The sequence below is a fragment of the Mucilaginibacter gossypiicola genome (genome assembly GCF_900110105.1).
Classification (GTDB): Bacteria; Bacteroidota; Bacteroidia; order Sphingobacteriales; family Sphingobacteriaceae; genus Mucilaginibacter; species Mucilaginibacter gossypiicola.
This window is the reverse complement of sequence record NZ_FOCL01000003.1, coordinates 801,519-822,927: the sequence shown is the minus strand read 5'-3', so window position 1 is coordinate 822,927 and position 21,409 is coordinate 801,519. Positions and strand designations below refer to the sequence as shown.

Below are 21,409 nucleotides of genomic sequence, written 5' to 3'. Positions count from 1 at the left end.
ATGAAACTACAATATAAAACCCCATTATATGTGATGATATGCGGCGCTATGCTAAGTATCAATGCATGTAAAAAAGATCTGTTGAATGTGCAGGCCACCGACAGGATTTCTACAACTGCGGTAGAGACAGATACGGCAGTATTTGAAGCATTCGTAACCAACCGTTATATAGGTGCAAGGTTGCAAGATAAAGAAGGCGATGGATCAAACCCTGGTTTTGGCCGTGGCTTTGAGTACAGTATGTGGAGCTCTTTAACCGACGAATCGATCTACAACAATGACGATGCTACATGGCTTATTCAAAGAGGACAGCTGGCCCCCGAAAACTTAGGTGGAGCAGGTGTACTTTGGGCCCGCAGTTACCGCAGCATCAGGGAATGTAACTATGCTTTGAGCATCTTGCCAAAAATAACAATGAGTGCATCGCACAAGACATTACTTGAAGGTGAGCTTAAATTTATCAGGGCCTTCCGTTACCAGGATTTGATCCGTAACTATGGTGGTGTTGTTTTGATAGGTGATAAAGTATCTCAACTTACCGATAATTTGCAAGACCCTTCGTTGTTCAAGCGTGCTTCGATAAAAGAGAGTATCGATTATGCAGTTGCACAGCTTAATGACGCCGCCGCAAAATTGCCGTTAAACAATGATGGCAGCTGGCTGTTGGGCCGTGCTACAAAAGGTGCAGCGCTGGCTTTAAAATCAAGGTTGACGCTTTACGCTGCAAGTCCGCTATATGCTGCTGGTACCTGGGCCGATGCTGTTACCGCTGCACAGGCCGTTATCAGCCTTAACAAATATGGTATTTACACAGGCGGTTACGATAACCTGTTTTTGACCAATGAAACCAACGAAGCTATTTTTGAGCGTTTGTATACTAAAAATGCTAACCATACCCACCTTGAAATAGCTAACGGGCCTAACGGTTACGGTGGATGGGCTGGTAATACACCGCTGCAAAATTTGGTTGATGATTATGAAATGGATAACGGTAAAGCTATTACCGATCCAACGTCTGGTTATGATCCGACACATCCGTATGATCACCGCGATCCAAGGTTTGCTGCCACTGTGTTATACAATGGCTCTCTTTACCGTGGTCAAACAGTTGATTCTTATATTCCGGGTGGTAAGGATAGCAAGGATGGACCTGATAACTGGAATACTACCAAAACAGGGTACTATCTTAAAAAATACATGAACGATGCCTACCCGCTGCAAAATCCATGGGGTAACGCCGGCTTCCAGCCTTGGATCTATTTCCGCTACGCTGAAATCCTGCTGAACTTTGCTGAAGCAGCTAACGAAGCTTACGGGCCGGATGTGATCCCTTCTGGTTCAACTTTATCTGCTCGTACTGCTATTAATTTGGTAAGGGCCCGTCCAAGTGTTAATATGCCGGCTTTGGCCGGAGGGCTTTCACAATCACAAATGCGTGATGCCGTACGTTACGAACGCCGTGTTGAGCTTGCGTTTGAAGAGCACCGCTTTTACGATGTACGCCGCTGGAAAATTGCCGACGTTACAGAAAATAAACCTGCAGGTGGCGTAATCATTACAAAAGATGCCAATGGCAACTTTGTTTATACGCCAAAAGTGGCTTTAGATGGCCGTTCATTTGCAACCAAACATTACTGGTTACCAATACCAAGGGCCGAAATTCAGGCATCTGGTGGCCAGTTACAACAAAACCCTGGTTACTAATAACCAATATTTTCGGGGGAAGAGATTCTTTCTTCCCCCTTTTTTCCTCCCAATTATAACCTATAGCAAATTATGAAGAATTTAAGTATTGCAATAATAGCGATGTGTTGTTTGGTGGCCGGGTGTAAAAAGGATATCGTATCAGTAAAAAAATCATCAACTCCGGATGAAATAAAAACAGGAGAAAAAACAGTAACTACAGATTCAACACCGGCAAGCGCGCTTAAAGGCGTGAACTGGGCTGCCGATGGTGATAATTTCAGCGATGGGATACTGGTATTAAGCGGCTTAACATCTGCCGATAGTTATGCCACGGTATCGGCTAAAGCCGATGCTGTGTTAACGGGGATTCAAACCAATACAGGTGCAAATACAGTAAGGCTGCCTGTAAATTATTCAACCGTATCACAAACCTGGTGGAACTCATATACCGGTGTTATTGATAAAGCCCTGAGCAAAGGGATGAACGTGATACTGGGGTATTGGGAAGCCAAATCATCTGAAGACGGGAAGATAGATAACACTACCGAGTTTTGGTCGATGTGGCAAACCATTGTTACCAAATATGGCAGCAATGCACACGTGTACTTTGAAATATTTAACGAGCCGCATGGCTATTCATTAACCGACTGGACTACCATTTGTGCTCAGTGGTTAAGCAACTATCCTTCTGTTCCGCAGGGAAGGATCCTCATTAGCGGTACATCTTATTCGCAGGATATTACCGGGGTAGGAGCCGATAGCCGTTTTTCGGGTTGTTTATTGTCGATACATGATTATACCTTTTTCAGCAACGGCACACTTACAACTGCCCTGCAGTGGGAAAATCGCTTAAAAGGCAATATCGGCGCCTACAGCAGCCGTGCGGTACTTACCGAGTTTGGCATCCCGATGACCGGCGGTAAAAACTATACCGGCGCCATTGGCGGCGACCAGGAGATAGCCTACCTGCAGGGTTTAACCAATCAGGCGCGTGCCTTTGGCATGGGAGCAGTTTATTGGCCGGGCGTACGTACCGGCGATAGTTATGCTATTCAACAGCTAAGCGGTACAGGTACAAGCCTTACCGTATCAACAACAAATGCATCGGGCTTAAGCCGCATTAAGTATGCATGGGGCGTAGGTGCCGGTGGTACCGATACATTTTATACAGGCGCATATTACAGGTTTTTAAACGTTAACAGTGGCCAGGCGCTTGACGTTAACGGTGGTTCAACTGCCAATGGTGCGGGCATCATACAATGGCCTCAAAACGGGGGGAATAACCAGCAATGGGTTATTGCTGCCAATGGCGGTGGTTACTACAAGATAACTAACCGTAACAGTACGCAGGCTCTTGATGTTAACATGAGCTCAACAGCCAACGGCGCGGGCATTATACAATGGCCGTGGAACGGAGGCAACAACCAGCAATGGCAGCTTACCGCTACCAGCGATGGTATTTATAAAGTAATTAACCGTAACAGCAGCCTTGCGCTTGATGTTAACGGAGCTTCAACCACAAATGGTGCAGGCATCATTCAGTGGCCTTATAGCGGTGCTACTAACCAGCAATGGCAAATAGTGCAACAATAATATTGCAATAAAACAGCACTGTTTAGTGCTGTTTTATTTGTTGATTTAAATACGATGATAATAAAAACTACCATAAAAAAAGTACTGCTGACAGCTTCCGTTTTAGGGCTTAATATCCCTTTTGCAAACAGCCAGACCAAAGAGGTTACCATTGATATCAACCTTTCAAAAACGTATCAAACTATAAGCAATTTTGGTGCATCGGATGCATGGTCATGTCAGTTTGTAGGCAACTGGCCCGATGATAAACGCAATAAAATTGCCGACCTGCTTTTTAGCCGGGACAATAACGCCAATGGCTCGCCAAAGGGAATAGGTTTATCGTTGTGGAGGTTTAATATTGGTGCAGGCAGTACACAACAAGGGAACGAAAGCGGCATTAAAGACGAATGGCGTCGTGCTGAATCATTTTTTAATAATGATGGCAGCTATAACTGGCAAAACCAGGCGGGGCAGGTTTGGTTTTTGAAGGCCGCCAAACAACGCGGGGTTAAACAATTTTTAGGTTTTAATAATAGCCCGCCGGTGCAATTTACCATTAATGGTAAAGCATACGCCAATGGCGGTAAGGTAAATATAGCTCCTGATAAATATGATGCCTATGCAAACTTCTTAGCCAAAGTGGTTAAAGGTGTTGAGCAGGTAAGCAAAGTTAAGTTTGATTATATAAGCCCCATAAACGAGCCGCAATGGGATTGGAGCGACGGTGGACAAGAGGGTGCGCCATATAATAACACCGAGATAGCGGGTGTGATAAAAGCTATCAATAAAGAATTTACAAATAATAAGATTAGCTCAAAGATTTTGGTTGGTGAAGCAGGAAGTATCAACTATTTATTTACCAAAGGTGATAAGCCGGGAAAAGGCAATCAGATTGCCGATTTTTTTAAGCCGGGATCTGCTAATTATATAGGCGATTTGCCATCGGTAGCCAAAACCATTTCGGCACACAGCTATTTTACTACATCGCCAATGGCTTCGTCTGTAAAAGCCCGTACAGCGTTGGCTGATAGTGTGGCAACTGTTAGAGGACTTAATTTATCGCAGTCGGAATACTGCATTTTGGGCGATAATGCAGGTGAGATAGACGGCAACAAGCGTGATTTGGGTATCGACGCAGCGCTGTATTTGGCATCAGTGATCCATACTGATCTTACAGTAGCCAACGCATCGGCCTGGCAATGGTGGACATCCATCTCTGCCTATGATTATAAAGATGGTCTTATCTACATAGATAAAAATAAAACCGACGGTAATTTTTATACCAGCAAAATGCTTTGGGCCATGGGTAATTACAGCAGGTTCGTTAATCCCGGCGCGGTACGGGTTGATGCCGGAGTTGTGCCATCTGCCGAAGGCAAATCATTATTGGTATCGGCATTTAAAAATGGGAAAAACATAACTGTGGTTGTGATCAATCCCGGTACTACGGATGTAACTACGGCGCTCAATATCAATAACGCCAAAGTTCAGCTTACATCATCTTATTTAACGTCGAAGACTGATGAACTTAAAGCAGTTAAAATAGCAGGAAATAACACGGTTATCCCGGCTCGTTCCATCGTCACCTTAACGGGTATTATCAAGTAGCATCTTATTCCTATCATAAAATGAAAAATAAAAATTATCTGCGCCTTCTTTTAATCGGCATGGTATTGCTTCCCGGCTTACTTAAAGCTCAGGGCACAGGAAAACCGGCTTTATTTAATTCGGCCTGGGGTTTCCACAAAGGCGACATCAGTGCGGGTATCAGCGGCATTGATGCCGAAACGCAATGGAAAACAATAGACCTGCCGCATGACTGGAGCATTGAAGGGCCTTTTAGTGATGAATGGGCAAGCGCTACCGGTTATTTGCCCGGTGGAATAGGCTGGTATAAAAAGACATTCAATGGTAATGCCGCCTGGAAAGGGAAGCAGGTATGTATTTATTTTGATGGGGTATACAAAAACAGCGAGGTATGGATCAACGGGCATTCATTAGGCAAGCGCCCAAATGGTTTTATCCCGTTCCAATATGAGCTGAGCAAGTATTTAAACTTAAATGGTAAAAACACTATCGCTGTAAAGGTAGATCACAGTGAATTTGCCGATTCACGCTGGTACACCGGTTCGGGCATCTACCGTAATGTGTACGTGATTGTTAAAGACCCCGTACATATTGCACCGTGGGACATAGCATTTACTACTCCCGATGTTTCGGCCGGCAAAGCAACCGTGAAAGTTAAGGTGAATGTAACTAATAGCAACAGTGCGGATGCTAATGTATTGGTTAAGGCAAACCTGCTTGATGCAAAAGGTAAGTTAGCTATCGCTCTGCAAAAACAAGTAAAAGTAAAACCAGGTGTTCATGAGGTTGAGTTTGAACAACGGCTTTCATCGCCTCAGTTATGGGATACCGAAAAAGCAAACCTTTATAAACTTCAGGTATCGCTTAACCGCAATGGTAAAGCATTTGACGAGGTAACGCAATCTGTAGGGATCCGCAGTATCCGTTTTGATAAGGATAAAGGCTTCTTTTTAAATGAAAAAAGCACCAAGCTTAAAGGCGTTTGTATCCATGATGATGCCGGGGCACTGGGTGTAGCTGTTCCTGAAGAGGTTTGGATACGCAGGTTAAAAATATTCAAAGATGCCGGGGTAAATTCGCTCCGGTTAAGCCATAATCCGCATGCCGATTATTTGTACGACTTATGCGATAAAATGGGCTTCCTGGTAATGGACGAGGCCTTTGACGAGTGGGAGGTAGGCAAAAACAAATGGGTAGCCGGCTGGAATGTAGGTACTCCCTCAAAAAATGGCTACCACGAATATTTTAAGGAATGGGCCGATCGTGATATCGCAGATATGGTATTACGCTCACGAAATCATCCTTCAATCATTATGTGGAGTATCGGTAACGAGATAGATTATCCCAATGATCCTTACACGCATGAGGTGTTAAACACCGGCCGCAACCCGCAGATCTACGGTAAAGGTTATCTGCCAGATCACCCACCGGCAAGCGAATTAACACCAATTGCCAAACAACTGGTTAAAGCGGTAAAAGCCGTTGATACTACCCGCCCGGTAACAGCGGCGCTGGCAGGTGTGGTTATGTCAAACGAAGTGGGTTACCCGGATGTACTGGATGTTGTGGGGTATAATTACCAGGAATACCGCTATCCCGAAGATCATAAAAAATACCCTAATCGTATTATTTACGGCAGCGAGAACGGCATGGCACAACAAGCCTGGAATGCTGTTGACAGTAACGAATACATCTCGGCCCAATACTTATGGACAGGTATTGATTACCTGGGCGAGGCCGGCAAATGGCCGCAACGCAGCAACGGTGCCGGTTTGGTTGATTTGGCCGGGTTTAAAAAGCCGGAGTATTTCTACAGGCAAAGCTTATGGTCGGATAAACCAATGGTTTATGTTGGCGCACGTGCTATAACCAGCACTGAAGACAGGGGCATCTGGAGCCATCGCACTGCCGAGCCGGTTTGGAACTGGCAGCCGGGCAGCAAAATAAAGGTTGATTGCTTTACCAATTGCCAGGAAGCCGAATTATTCCTGAATGGTAAATCGCTCGGTAAGCAATCACGCAACACTGCAAGGGGACGAGTTCCGTCATGGCAGGTTGATTATGAGGCGGGTGAACTTGTTGTTAAAGGTTATAACAACGGCATAGAAGTTTGTTCCAACAGTATAAAAACGGCGGGCGATGCCTGGCAGCTTAAAACCTTAGCTGATAATACCTCATTTAAAGGCAATGCAAAAGGTTTAAGCCAGATTGAGGTTTACGTTACCGATAAGGATGGCAATCCTGTGTTTAATGCAACCGACGAGATAACTGTATCCCTAACCGGTCCGGCTAAATTATTAGGCCTGGAAAGCGGTAGCACCAGCAGTCATGAAAACTATCAGACTAATCAACATAAGGTATTACACGGTCGCTTATTAGCTTATGTGCAAACTACCGGTAAGCCGGGTAAGGTGCAGGTGCAATTTAGCGCCGGCAGTCTTAAATCATCAACTGTAACATTAATTGTAAAATAGTCACCCTGAAATATCTACAAAATAAATCCTGCATTTTTTCAATTTTATGAAGCTTATAAAACTATTGTTCCTTTTTGTTATCCTGTTTGCATCTGCAAAGCTGCAAGCACAAAATACCAGTCATACTTTTGCCCTTGGTGATACTGCCTTTCTGCTCGATGGCAAGCCCTTGCAGATCATTTCCGGAGAAATGCACTATACCCGTGTTCCGCGCGAGGCCTGGCGCCAGCGTATGAAAATGGCTAAAGCCATGGGCTTAAATACAATTGGTACTTACGTTTTCTGGAATGTGCATGAGCCTCAAAGAGGGCACTATGATTTTACAGGCAATCATGACATAGCCGAATTTGTGAAGATTGCTAAGGAAGAAGGTCTTTGGGTGATATTACGCCCCAGCCCTTATGTATGTGCTGAGTGGGAATTTGGTGGCTACCCTTACTGGCTCCAAAATGAGCGGGGCTTAATTGTACGCAGCAAGGAACCTAAATACCTGGAGGCGTATAAAAAATACCTTACCGAAGTAGGAAAGCAATTATCTCCGCTATTGGTGAACCATGGTGGCAACATTTTGATGGTACAGATTGAGAATGAATATGGCTCATACGGTAACGATAAAGATTACCTGGCCCTTAACCGCAAAATGTTTATTGATGCCGGTTTTGATTGCCAGCTTTATACCTGCGATCCGGAACCTGCCATTAAAGACGGTCATTTACCAGGTTTGCTGCCAGCAATAAACGGTGTTGACGATGTAGCAAAAGTTAAAAAACTGATTGGTGAAAACCATGATGGTAAAGGCCCGTACTTTATTGCCGAATGGTACCCGGCCTGGTTTGATTGGTGGGGAACTGCACATCATACCATCCCTGCAGATAAATACGTTCCGAAACTTGATTCGGTGCTGGGAGCAGGTATATCTATCAACATGTATATGTTTCATGGTGGTACAACCCGTGGTTTCATGAACGGCGCAAACTATAACGATCAAAATCCTTACGAGCCGCAGATCAGCAGTTATGACTACGATGCACCGCTTGATGAGGCTGGTAATGCAACTGATAAGTTCATGAAATTCAGGGCGGTGATCAGCAAACACCTGCCGGCGGGTGTAACCCTGCCCGATGTTCCGGCTGCTAAGCCTGCGATGAGCCTTCCGGCAATTAATTTCACTAAATCAACAAGTTTGTTTGATGTGTTGCCTGCGGCAATGAGCAATAGCACACCGCTTGCCTTTGAAGATATGAACCAGGCTTATGGGTTTGCATTGTACCGTACAACTATTAACGGTGGCAAATCGGGGCTGCTTAAATTGAAAGACCTGCGCGATTACGGTATCGTTTATGTAAACGGTAAACGTGTTGGCATTATCGACAGGCGCAAATACCAGGATAACCTGATGATCACTTTACCTAAAGGAAAAGTAACCCTGGATATTTTGGTTGAAAACCTTGGCCGTATCAATTTTGGCCCTTATCTGCTTAAAAACAAAAAAGGGATTACAGAGAGGGTGCTGTTTGCCGGCACCGAGATTAAAAACTGGAAAATGTATCCGCTCCCATTTGATGATATCAATAAGGTAAAAGCAAATCCGGCTGCAAAAAAGGTTGTAGCCAATAATGCGCCTCAACTGAAAAAAGCAATTTTTAAAGTTGATAAGTTAGCTGATACCTATTTGGATATGAGCAAATGGGGTAAAGGCATCGTTTGGATCAACGGGCATAACTTAGGTCGGTACTGGTATTATGGCCCGCAACAAACCCTGTATGTGCCGGCCGAATGGCTAAAGACAGGTAATAATGAAATTACTGTACTTGAATTGCTGAAGACGTCAGAAAATACGTTAAATGCAATTGATCACCCTATTTTGGATGTTTTAGTGAAATAGGTTTGTGAGTATCTGTTAATCCAATAAAAAAGGATGTCACTTCAGAGAGCGACATCCTTTTTTATTTTGATTGAAGACTGAAGCTGAAAGCTTCAGTTATGCCGGGCCACAGGTTACGCTGTTGCTAAACCTACTACAGTTTCTAATTCACAACAAACGTATTAAATGAATCGGCTTCTAAAATTGGGCTGATTGTTTTGTTGCCCACTTTGATAGTAACCTGTTTTTCAGTTTCGCCTTCGTTTTGCACTATAAGGATAACGCTGTTATCCGGGTTTTTAAAGGCAAGCATATTGTTGAAAGCGCCGCCGGTACTCAGCATTACCGCGCCGGGTTTTACGTAATGGCTCAGGTGTTTGAATAAGTAATATTCGTGATTAAACTTGTAGGTGCGGGCTGTTGTATCAACGCTAACCAGCGAGTTTTGATGCCATCCCCAGTGACTGATGCCGCCTTCGTTCAGTGAAATGTTCCAGTACATATAGGCGTTGGCCCCGCTGTTAAAATAGTGTTTCATCAAGTCCCATGTATAGCGGCAGTATTTCCAGTCGTTTTGGCCATCGCCGCACTCCTGTTCGCTTTGATATAGGGTGAGGTTAGGGTAACGATTGTGAATGCCTGCAATAGCGCCTTTGCCTGCCCATTGAAAGCCCATACCTGTTATAAATTTGCTGCTTTCGGGGCTGGTTAAAAGGGTATCGGCCAGTTTTTCGTTAGGGCGCTCATCTGTGCCGAAAAATACTTTTACACCTCTTTGCTGCATCTGCGGCCCCAGGTAGCTTACAAATTTGGCCAGACCATGAGCAGTCCAGGTACAGCTTGGGAAGATCTGGGCCGAGTTAAATTCATTTTGAGGCATTACCATGCCAATGTTAATTCCATGCTTTTTATAAGCGTCGATAAACTTGCCGAAGTAACTGGCATAAGTAGTAAAATACTTGTCATCCTGAACAAACATATCGGTACCTTCTTTACCCACCTGGCTGGGCTCGAGACCGTTGGTTACATTGCTAAAGTCCATCCCGGTTAATTTGTGACCGCTGGCTTCATACTTTTGAATCACCTCCTTTGATGGTACCATAGCTGCTGCGTAATGTTTATTACGCTTGAGCCATTGCGGTGGGCTCCATGGCGATGCCCATAAGGCCAATTTGGGGTTGTATTTTTTAGCCTCTTTTATAAAAGGGATCAGCGTTTTAAGGTCATGCGCTACACTGAAATTTTTCAGGTCAAAATCTCCATCAGTTTCATCGTATGAATACCAGTCGAGCGAAAAATCATTTGCGCCAACCGGCATCCGGCAGATGGTAAAGTTTGCACCAACATTAGGCGCAAACAGCTCCTTCATGATAGTTTGCCTGTCTTTGGCGCTTAATAATTGTAATGATGTATAGCCGAGCTCGTTAAAACAACCTCCAAAGCCCTCAACTTTTTGCAATGTTTTATCGGTGAATACTTCGGCATCGGCAGCCTTACCGTTCTGAGCAGCCGGTATTTTATGTTTTACGTTCCAGTTTGATGTACTTGTGGTTGAAACCCATTCGCCGGTTTGGGCGAGGGCAGAGGAGTTAGCGGCTAAAAGGATACCTGGTAGCAGCAGAACGCGGCACAATGAGTTTAGTTTATTGCCCATACATTAAGTTTAAATTGTAATTGGTTGAACGAAAACACCCTGCACAGGAGCGCAGCTGTTTTCGTTCTAAAAATAAACAATATATGAGATTTTAACAATCGATTGCGTAAATAAAATGAGACTGTTAATTTTTTGTATGTTTTAATAAATGTACGCCAATGAGGTAAGGCATTATGAACGGAATTGCAGGTATTGCAACAAGGAAACCGGCGGTACCAAATGGTTCGGGCCAGTAAGGAGGGAGTACAACCAGCACCATACCGGCTAAACCGAAAATAATATAATACCGGCACGCAACCGGGTTAAAAAGCCCGGTGACTTTAAGCGAAACAGCAAAAAGTACGGTGCCAAGATATATCAATAACACCTCGGCTATACTAATCACATAAAACAAACTTTTTATTGGTTCATACAGATCGGGGCGTTTTGCAACGCCCAATTGTATAAAAGCCCGGAATGCATCCGTCAGGTAATATCCCCAAAAAGCCATGTTGATGATAAAAAGCGGTAATGAAAGATTGATTGCTGCCGAAGCCATTGCCGAATACAGGCTTTCGCCCTCCGCCTGTAATTTTGCCTTTAATAAGGCAGAACCGAGCGCGAATAAGATACCGCCGGCAATGAGTATAGTATAGCGAATCTGCTGCTCTGCAGCGGTATTAACCCAACCTTGTAAGGTTGAAGGAGGTGGCCCCATCCCTGCGAAAATCGAAAACAATAGCCAGGGTGCAAATAGCAATAAAGCTGCAACAACATGCTGCTTTATTTCGGGGCTGTCGTTAGTGAGCCGGTGGGCGCCAAGGTTCCACACGGCAGCTACCATTATGCAAGCGTTAACAATCCAAACCGGTAGATATATTTTATAGCTTACATGGCCCACGCCAAAACCAATAGCCACAACTATCAACGGTACCAGGTATAAGTAACCCAGACTAAGGCTCTGCTTAAAGGGAAGTGATTTCATGATTATCGAATAAACTATCTGAATTATCCTCTGAATAAGTTATTTGCTAACAGTACGGGAATGTGATTATTGCTTATAGGTATAGTTGTAAGTGCGGGTATAGTGTGTTGTTGTGGCTTCAAAATAGGTCATGCTCACGGTAATTTGCGTAGGGTACCCTTTGTCATTATACTGGTAGGTAAAATCATCCTGTTCATCTATTACAAAACCATTTTTGGTTGCATCATAGCGTTCGCCTACAATTTGTATCGGGTTCTTTTTGCAAAACGCCTGCGCGTAGTCAATAAAATATGATTGAGGATATGAAATTGTTCCATAGCCTTTTACTGATGAAAATGGCGATGATTTATTATCGAGCGATTTAACAGTGAACCTGTAATACTCTGCTCCGGCGCGCGGCCCTGTGAGCGATACAAATGACATGCCCGAAAGATTGCCGTCCTTATCATATGAATAATTAAAATTCCTCCCGCCTCCATCGGATGTGAGGGCTTTCATGATGTGACCGCCACTAATTTCAAATTGCCACAAACCTGATGCATTACTGCGCGTAGTACCAAAATGCAGGTCCTTGTAAAAGAAATCTATTGATACTTGTGTAGGTAAGCCGGTGTAAATATCTACAGCGCCGGGAGTTTTGTCTACAGCCACAAGTCCGTAAGAATAGGTAAAGGCTGATATACTGTTAGGGTAATCAAAAACCGTTGAGCTAACCTGGTGGGCGTTAATATCCCATACTACAAGGCTATCCTTTCCGTATTTGATAAGGTGATTATCTTTATCATAAGTATAGGTGTAAACCCGTGGATAGGCCGACTGGCCGCCATCATAAAAAGACACCTTTGCAGGATACATAGCATTAACAATATTGGGATCTACGGTGGGTGTTTTTATGTCATGAGGTTTACCACAATTGCTAAACATTAATACCGCACATGCGGCGAGGAAATAAATTCCTGATTTGATTTGTTTCATATAGGTATCGGTTTGTTATTTATTCGCTACATCCCAGATCTTATAAATACGACCATAGGCTGGTGTATCAGGGAGGAATACACTTCGCAAATAAACGCCGGACGTCTATGAATTACTTTAGAGTTTGTTGCAAATGCATGCGAGTTTGTTGCATTTTAATCTTTGGCGATAAATTTTAATGTCGTACGCGATATAATTTCATTGATAATTAAATTATATCGCACTCACAGTTTTGGGAGCAAAACCAAAATGCCGGGAAAAACTGGCCGAAAAACTGGCAGGGCTGCTGAAGCCAACCATGTATGCAACTTCAGCTATCGTGGCAACACGGCGCTGTAACAAATCATGAGCATATTGCAGCCTTATAATACGGATCAACTCGCCGGGCGACTGGTTGATGAGGTCTTTTAGCTTGCGGTGCAGCTGGGTACGGCTTAGGCCAATATCCCGGGCAAGCTGATCGGCACTGTAACCTTCTTCATTTAAGTGACTTTCTACGGCGTGGCGCACACGGGTTATAAAATCACGCTCAATCGATGGCATCGACAGTGCATCTGTAAACCACAGGTCCTGGCGGCTGTAATGTTCGCGAAGTTGATTTCTTACGCTGATGAGGTTTTCCATTAACGCAAACAGTTCACGTTTTTCAAATGGTTTGGCCAGGTAGGCATCGGCTCCGGTTTCTATTCCCTGTATCTTGCTGTCCATATCGGCTTTTGCAGTAAGGATAATGAGAGGGATATGGCTGGTTTTTACGTCCTTCTTAAGTGTTGAACTAACCTCATAGCCATCTACCTTTGGCATCATCAGGTCGGTAATAATGAGGGTTGGGATATGTTCTAATGCAAGGGTTATGCCTTCATTTCCATCGGCAGCGGTTAACACCCGGTATTTTCCGGTTAGCGATTGGAGGATAAAGTTTCGAAGTTCCTGGTGATCTTCTATGAGCAGAACAAGAGGTTTGGTTTCGTCGGTATCTGTTTGATGTTTATTGTCAACCATAGTTGCAGTAACTCCGGCAGGCAATAACTCTAATATTGGTTCCAATACAGCGCCTGCAGCCTGGTATGGCATATTAATATTTACCTCGGTAAATTCACCCTCTTTGCTTTCTATCCTGATTTGCCCGCCCATTAATTCTACCATTTCTTTGGTAATTGCTAAACCAATACCTGTTCCCTCGGCCGAACGGGTATCTGAAGGATCGGCCTGGTAAAAGCGGTCGAACACGTAAGGTATTTTGGCAGAAGGGATGCCGCGCCCAGTGTCTCTTACAGTAAAAGAAAAAGCATCGCCTTGCAGTTCGTTGTCCTTTTGCAAGGTAATTTCAACTTTGCCCTCATCAGTAAATTTTAAGGCATTTGATAGTAAGTTGATAACAATTGCGTCAAGCTTATCCCTGTCGCCAAGCATCCAAAGCTTGTCCCAATGGGATGTAAAGTGTAACGAAATCCCTTTTTGTTTTATTAACGATTCGTAAGAAAGGATGTGGAGCCTGATGAGTGCAACAAAATCCAAAGGGATACGGCTCACCTCCATCAAGCCGTTTTCGAGCCTGCTTAAATCTAATAACTGGTTGATAAGTTGCAGCAAGCGTGATGCATTATTGAGGATGAGGCGGGTATTCCGGTGGATCTCTTCATCTGCAGTATTTGCTATTAACTCTTTTGCGGGGTTGATAATAAGCGTTAAGGGTGTTTTAAATTCATGGGTGATGTTGGTGAAAAATCGTGATTTCACCATGTCCATCTCTCGCAGTTTATCGGCTTGTTCCCTGAGTTCGGAAGTACGCTGCTCAACTATTTCTTCAAGTCGCCTCGCTTCACCGGCTATTAATTCCGTTTTTTCGGTTTCCTGTGCAAGTGCCAGGGCAGAAAGCTTTTCTACCTCCGCAAGTTTTGCAGTGAGATTTTGGTTCGTTTTTGCAAAATCAACCGCAAGGTAAAGCGATAAACAAAGTGGTAAAATTAATTCGCCAACAGCCATTACCAATAACCGCAGGGAGTTAAGATGGTATGGCCACCAATGAAATATATCTTCCCAGGCAAAATAAAATAGCAATATAACTGTTACCACTCCGGCGCCGATGAGCCACACACCCTTTTGCCTTTTTTTGATGAGGCGAAATACCGACCAAAATCCATCCATCATACAGATAAGGAAAACAAGAGCAAAGTAATCAGTCCAGGCCTCAATATGATTGAAAAATTTATAAATGTAGGCCCCAAAATACAGCGAGCTTATCGTACTTAAAATGATTACGCGCCAACGGGGGATCCGGTTATAATCAAGTTTATAAAGCAGCATTACGGCAGCCCACATCATGATAACCTTGCCTTCGTCTATTAACCACTGTGCAACGTATTGTACCATAGGGCTGTTTGTACGGTAAAATTGATATATCCCTATCTCGTTAATACCAACCAGCACAACAAAAAGCGCATAGTAAAGATTAAGCTTTTGCCTGGGATAAAAGAGAAATAACAGGAGGTGTAAAAGCCCCAATATAAGTTGTGCCGCCGCACACATAAGTATAAAATTAAAGCGCTGATTAGCGATTTGTATTTTAGGGGCAAGTTGGTTGTAATCAGCTATCCAGGTCTGGAAACCATAAAAGTTAGCGTAAACCTCAAAGAAGTTAGAATAATGGATGGTAATAAGATGGGGGCGGGTATCGGGGAACCATATAGGGATCAGCTCTCTTCTGGCACTCATAGCCACCATTTCCTTTGCCGAATTGCCAACCTTACCGTATCCGCCTATGGGTTTTCCATCAAGAAAGATCTCGGAAGCGCCGTCATGATTAATGCGGATAGCTAATTTTTTATTTACCAGATCAGTGTCTGCCCTGATCCACGAACCGAACCAACCAACACCCTGCCAACCGCGCGGTGCGTTTTCCTTGCCGAAAGCAGTGTAATGTAAGGGTTCCCAACCGGTTGTATTGGCTATGCTTTGTTGTGTTTTATGCAATTCGCCTGCATGAAAATACCAAAGCGAATCGTTAAAATATATTTCGTTCTGTATTCCGAAATTGCGGGATCGTATTATGGCGGTGTCCTGGGCATGGGTGCTTTTAACGGCACACAAAAGCGATATGCAGCATAAAAGCGCATACCAACGGACAGGCATATTTGAAAAGATACTTCCGCGATACATGAAATTAACAACTCAATCTGTGATAGTCAAAAATAATGTTTTGACTTGTGGTTACCAATCATGAACACCATTAACTGCTTATGGTTTTGGTAATTAGTATAAATATTGAGAAGGGGATAGGAAATATGAGAAGGGAATAAAGGATTACAAACCGGTGGGCCGGGGATATTAAAAATAAAGCGGTGCATGGAAAACCAGCCCCGCTTTATCTAAAAACATTTTAACAGCAATTAAGCTGCAGCGTTTTTCTTTTCAGTAACTTCTTTACGGATATCCGTAGCAAGTACTTTTAATTGTTGCATAGCATTACGCAACCTTGTACCGGCTGCTTTGTTGCCTTTTTCATAAAAGCTTGCTGCATCAGCTTCTGCTGCTGCGATTACTTCTTTAACTTTTTCGAAATTGATCATCTTTTTATTTTTTAAGGCCTCAAATGTAGGGATTATAAGTTTACACGCAAATGATTGTTAAATAACAAAGCCTTTCTGTTTTTAAAACGAAAGGCTTTGTTTTTATTAAAGGTAGTTATTATTTAACCGCCCATTCATGGATGCCGGTCGAATTATCAACAGGCAACTGAATTTCCATGCGTAAAGCTGTGGTAGCAACCGGTTCAAATGTAACCACGTTAAAACTGTCTTTACTTACGGTATATGGTGTGGTGTTTTTTACCGGAACCCATTGACCGTCTTTTTTATACAGAATTTTGTACGATACCGGGATACGGCATCCTCCCCAGGGGCCATCATCATACCAGTAAACTTTTGACTCGCTTACGGTATGCTCAGCATCAAAATCATACTGCACAAATTCATTGGTGTTTTTTGCCGGCCACCAGTGCATGTACGGGTAGTTGGTATCCTTTGAGTCGGCTGGTTCATACTGATCTTTTATGGCGGCAAACATTCTCACATTTTTTAACGAAGCGCTTACTTTGCTGGTGCTGGCAATGGTTGGAGCCGGTTTTGGGCGCACTGCCGAAGCTTCATATGGAATCCAAACGGTCATTTCGCTTGGCCCGCGGTTGGCCCATGCATAGTAGGGGATAGCTTTCACAATTTGGTCGGTTTGTAAAAGGCTGTCGGTTTTTAGCTGGCGTTTAGCGCTTTTGCCTTCAGTACTGATCACATCAACACCATTAAGCAGGTCGGCATGGTAGTTAGCATCGGCAATAGCATTTTTATTGATCAGGATGTTTTGCACCAGGCTATCTTTATTATCAGGCCCTTCAAGGCAATAAACAATAGGGCCGCGTTCAAAGGCAAACCTGCCACGATCGTCTTTAACCTGCTGATTGGCCAATACCTTTTCGGTTTCCATTGGTAATAAAAGCGAAACTTTGTCGCCTTTTTTCCAGGTGCGTTTTAATACAGCATAGCCTTTTTCAGTTTCAAAAGATTTTGCCTGCCCGTTGATCATCAACGTAAGCGGGAAAGACTTTTTATCCATGAAGGTATACAGATCGCCCGGTACAGGTTGTTGCTTTGCCCAGCCCGGGATACGTACCCTTAAAGTAAATTCACCGGCTTTATCCGGGTTAACCGTAATATCAACCCTGCCTTTCCATGGGTAATCGGTTTGTTGTACAATGTTCACGTTACCCTCGGTAAGTTTGATATTACTTGAGTTACTCATGAACAGGTTGATGTATAGGTCATTTTTATTTTTAGCATAAACATAACCCGGTAATGAAGGCAAAAAGCGGGTCATGTTACTGATACAGCATGCACAGCTGATCCAGGCGCTGCGCTGATGCTGAAACATAGATGCAAGCGGGTTAGGGTAAAAGAACCTGTTACCACTTAGCGATACGCCCGATAACAGGCCGTTATACAGCGTACGTTCCAGTACATCGATGTATTTTGAATCGCCATGCAGCAAAAACATCCTGTTGTTCCAGTAAACGTTGCCAATGGCCGCACAGGTTTCGGCATAGGCCGACATGTTAGGCAACTGGTAAGCATCGCCAAAAGCTTCACCGGCACCTGTTGCACCGATACCGCCTGTTATATACAGCTTTTTGGTAACAACATCGCTCCAGATATCATCAATAGCTGTTAAATATTTGGTATCTCCGGTGAGTGCCGCAATATCGGCCATGCCGGTATACATATATGCAGCACGTACAGCGTGGCCTTCGGCTTCGTGCTGATCAACTACTTTTTTATCGGCCTGGTTGTAGGCATCGCCTTTTGGCCCGCGCACATCTAAAAAGAATTTAGCCAGGTCAAGGTATTGCTTGTTGCCGGTTACACGGTACATTTTTGAAAGGCCAATTTCCACTATCTGATGGCCCGGGTATTCTTCAATTTTACCCGGCCCGAAGGTTTTAACCAGTAAGTCGGCATTTTTTATAGCGATATTTAGCAGCGTGCGCTTGCCGGTTGCCTGGAAGTGGGCAACTGCAGCTTCATATAAGTGACCGCAATTGTACAGTTCATGGCTCAATATTTCTTCATTCACCCAACGTTTGTCGCCTATCCATTCGTGCGGTTTTTTGGCGTTAACCGTTCTGAAAGTATACAGGTAACCATCCGGCTCCTGGGCTGCGCCTATAATGGTGATGAGGCTATCAATTGATTTATCAAGTTCCGGATTTTTCTTGTTCTGCATAGAATAAGAGGCCCCTTCAATGGCCTTGTATACGTCAGTATCATCAAACGGGAACTCGCTTAGTTTATCGCCATCCAGTTTCTTTGCAGCACGTAAAAAGTTATCCATACGGCCGTTTGCCTTGCATTGCGCCAGCACATACGGGATGGTAACTCTGGCGTTTACCTCCATTTTAGGCTGCCAGAAGTTGTCATTTACATGCACACTGGTAAAGGCAACCGGCTGGATAGGATAATCCTTTTGCTGCGCCAACAGAGGACTTGTAAGTGCCGCCAATGACATGGAGAGCAAACAAGCCGTTTTTCTTTTATTGATCATGATTTTAAATTTCTTTTATTGTTTAGTTTTTTACCATGCGGCTGCCGTAAACCGGGCCTGCGCTGTTCTCTTTTTGTGGCAATAGTTTTACAGTAACCTTTTGTTTGCCTTTTGTTAGTTCGATAGGCAGGGTGTAGCTGATATCGTAAAAACGGCTCTCTTTATATTGGTTCAGATCTTCAGAAGCCAGCTTAACGCCATCAATCAAAATATCAAAGCGTCTGCCGCGGTTATCCATGCCCCAGTAGCTGTTGATCAGCGTGTTTTGTGCATTGGCATCAACTTTCATTTCATATTGCAAAAAGCCTCCGTTCTCTGTCGACCGCCATTTCTTTTGGTGATCTTCGCCGGTGGTAGCGTTTTCACTTGTGAAGTTGTGATCGCGCTCGGGCTGCATTTCGCCTATACGTAAAATGTCCATGGTGCGGGCTTCAAGTTCCTGTTGTTTTTTTCTTTGCTCATCATAAGCTTTTTGCTGTACAACCCAGGCCTGTGGTGTAAATACGTCCCAATAAACAGAATAGTATTGATTTTGAGTTTGATTGAAAGGGATAAGCGTAACTTCCTCCGGTTTTGAAACATTCACCGTACGGAAACTTAGCTGTTTTTTATCAACCAATTGAAGCCATTGGTTAGGATCGGTTTCGCTGGTTACAAATACCGGTACACCTTTTAACGGATCGGGTTCTGTATTACCCAAATCGCCGGCAAGTAACACCGGGCCATAAAATACAGCGCGCCTGTTGGCATTATCTGGCATAGCCTCGGTATAAAGCTTTTCAGGAGCAGTAAACTCAATTTTATCGTTATTGCTCCATTTACGGTTTAAAACTATGTACCCCTGGTCATCAGTTGTTGCATTTTGAGTTTTTCCGTTGATGCTGATGGTAGCGTTTGCAGTCCATTTTGGTTTACGGATGCGGATAGCCATCATAAGCGGCTTCTTAGTGTTTACCGTAAACGAGATATGATCGTCATTAGGGAAGCTGCTTTGCTGTTTTACAGACAGGCCTTTTGATGCCCAGTTAAGCACCGATGGTATAAACAGGTTTACGTATAAACTGCCATCGGCACCTTTAAAATAAATGCTTTCGTTGTATTTAACATGGTTTTCCATGCCCGAACCAACACAGCAGGTAAAATCATCAAACGGAGTACTGTAGTGCTTGGTACCGCCCATACGCAACGGTACAAAGTAGCACATCATCCCATCCGCATGATTTTGGGAGGCGAGGATATGGTTATACAGCGCTTTCTCATAATAATCCATCAGTATAGCCGAAGGCGCTACCGTAAACAAATGCCGGGTTAATTTCAGCATGTTGTAGGTGTTGCAGGTTTCGGTGGTATTTTCAGTAAGCTTATCGTTTAGCTTGTCAGCATCGCTCAGGTATTCATAATTGCTGTTACCGCCAGTAGCGTAAGAATGGTGGTTAACAATGGTTTCCCAAAAGAAATCGGCTATGGCCTTGTCTTTTTTATCACCGGTAATTTCATACCTGCGTGCACTGGCTATTATCTTAGGGATTTGGGTGTTTGAATGCTTGCCCGGCAGTATATCCTGTTTTTGAGATAGTGGATCAAGGATCTTTTTATCGTAGAATTTATACGATAGGTCCAGGTATTTTTTATCACCATTGATAGCGTAAAGGTTCGCTAATGTTTCGGCCATGCCGCCGTATTCGCATAGCAGCATTTTTTGAAGCTTTTCGTCATCAAGGTTTTTGATGGTTTCGCCTGTCCAGTCGGCCATGCCTTTGCATACTTTTAAGGCTTCGGCATTATTGCAATATAAATAGGCGTCAAGCAAGCCTGCCATGATTTTATGTACAGTATACCAGGGCGACCAGCCGCCGTTAAGGTCAAAGCCGCGCGAACGGATATCGCCTTTGGCAACTTCAGCCCAAACGGTATCTTCTTTAGGGATAGCGCCAACGTATCCGGTTTTACGGGCTACCTGGCATTCATCAAGTTCTTTAACTATATAGTTTACGCGCTTTAAAAATTCAGGATCGCGAGTTGATGCGTAGTGCATTGAAATAGCCGACAGGTAATGCCCCAGCGTGTGGCCTGCCAATCCTGATGATTCCCAGCCTTCGTACATTTTACCTTTAGGCGTAAGGCCCGAGTGCGAGCGGAAGGCCGAAAGCAGCCTGTTGGGCTCTATAGATAATAAATAGGCAACATCGGCATCCATTGCTTTTTTAAAAGGGCTCTCCAGCAATTGAACATCCTTTAAATTAAATGAATAAGCTTTAACCGGAATTACCGGCTTTATCTTCACCCGGGCATCGTTCAACTCGGGTACGTAGGATTGTGCCTGGATAGTTTGTGCCCCTGCTAAGCAGGCTACGAGGCATAAGTTCAATTTAAACCACTTTTTTATTAGCATGATATGTTTGTGTAACGGTAAGAATAACTTTCAACTAAATTAGTGTGCTTTGAACAATTATTTTGAATAATATTTTGCAGTTGATAGCAGGATTTTATCCGTTTTTTTAACGCGCAGGGCATTTACAGTAAGTTTCTTAGTGATGCCA

The 21,409-nt window shown here is 43.8% G+C and carries 12 protein-coding genes; 5 read left to right on the top strand and 7 right to left on the bottom strand.

The features are described from left to right. The 5 genes from BMX50_RS13305 (at window position 1) to BMX50_RS13285 (ending at window position 9,207) form a co-directional block, all read left to right on the top strand. Window positions 1-1,704 (top strand): RagB/SusD family nutrient uptake outer membrane protein, encoded by a 1,704-nt coding sequence (locus BMX50_RS13305; RefSeq protein ID WP_091211000.1) that lies wholly within the window; start codon window positions 1-3, stop codon window positions 1,702-1,704. A 72-nt stretch (window positions 1,705-1,776) separates the two neighbouring features. After that, complete coding sequence (locus tag BMX50_RS13300; RefSeq protein WP_091210999.1) at window positions 1,777-3,279, top strand: RICIN domain-containing protein; 1,503 nt, start codon at window positions 1,777-1,779, stop codon at window positions 3,277-3,279. 54 nt (window positions 3,280-3,333) lie between these two features. Further along, complete coding sequence (locus tag BMX50_RS13295; RefSeq protein ID WP_091210998.1) at window positions 3,334-4,869, top strand: glycoside hydrolase; 1,536 nt, start codon at window positions 3,334-3,336, stop codon at window positions 4,867-4,869. A 20-nt stretch (window positions 4,870-4,889) separates the two neighbouring features. Further along, window positions 4,890-7,322 (top strand): glycoside hydrolase family 2 TIM barrel-domain containing protein, encoded by a 2,433-nt coding sequence (locus BMX50_RS13290; RefSeq protein WP_091210997.1) that lies wholly within the window; start codon window positions 4,890-4,892, stop codon window positions 7,320-7,322. A 46-nt stretch (window positions 7,323-7,368) separates the two neighbouring features. After that, window positions 7,369-9,207, top strand: a complete 1,839-nt coding sequence (locus tag BMX50_RS13285; protein WP_091210996.1) for a glycoside hydrolase family 35 protein — start codon at window positions 7,369-7,371, stop codon at window positions 9,205-9,207. A 142-nt stretch (window positions 9,208-9,349) separates the two neighbouring features. Here BMX50_RS13285 and BMX50_RS13280 read toward each other — a convergent pair whose 3' ends face one another. The 7 genes from BMX50_RS13280 to BMX50_RS13250 all read right to left on the bottom strand — a co-directional run bounded on the left by BMX50_RS13280 (window position 9,350) and on the right by BMX50_RS13250 (window position 21,261). Further along, window positions 9,350-10,840: a glycoside hydrolase family 30 protein gene (locus BMX50_RS13280; protein ID WP_091210995.1), complete on the bottom strand. Its 1,491-nt coding sequence runs from the start codon at window positions 10,838-10,840 to the stop codon at window positions 9,350-9,352. 124 nt (window positions 10,841-10,964) lie between these two features. Continuing rightward, window positions 10,965-11,804 (bottom strand): hypothetical protein, encoded by an 840-nt coding sequence (locus tag BMX50_RS13275; protein WP_091210994.1) that lies wholly within the window; start codon window positions 11,802-11,804, stop codon window positions 10,965-10,967. A gap of 66 nt (window positions 11,805-11,870) precedes the next feature. Next, window positions 11,871-12,779, bottom strand: coding sequence for a hypothetical protein (locus BMX50_RS13270; RefSeq protein WP_143065172.1), 909 nt, complete (start codon window positions 12,777-12,779; stop codon window positions 11,871-11,873). A 213-nt stretch (window positions 12,780-12,992) separates the two neighbouring features. Further along, window positions 12,993-15,911 carry an ATP-binding protein gene (locus BMX50_RS13265; RefSeq protein WP_167667904.1) on the bottom strand — a complete coding sequence of 973 codons (2,919 nt, stop codon included), beginning with the start codon at window positions 15,909-15,911 and terminating at the stop codon, window positions 12,993-12,995. A 257-nt stretch (window positions 15,912-16,168) separates the two neighbouring features. Next, window positions 16,169-16,348 carry a histone H1 gene (locus BMX50_RS13260; RefSeq protein ID WP_090532015.1) on the bottom strand — a complete coding sequence of 60 codons (180 nt, stop codon included), beginning with the start codon at window positions 16,346-16,348 and terminating at the stop codon, window positions 16,169-16,171. A gap of 118 nt (window positions 16,349-16,466) precedes the next feature. Further along, window positions 16,467-18,869: a glycoside hydrolase family 127 protein gene (locus BMX50_RS13255; protein ID WP_091210991.1), complete on the bottom strand. Its 2,403-nt coding sequence runs from the start codon at window positions 18,867-18,869 to the stop codon at window positions 16,467-16,469. Between the two features lie 22 nt (window positions 18,870-18,891). Beyond that, entirely contained in the window at window positions 18,892-21,261 is a 2,370-nt protein-coding gene (locus BMX50_RS13250; RefSeq protein ID WP_167667902.1) for a glycoside hydrolase family 127 protein, read from the bottom strand. Window positions 21,262-21,409 lie beyond the last annotated feature (148 nt).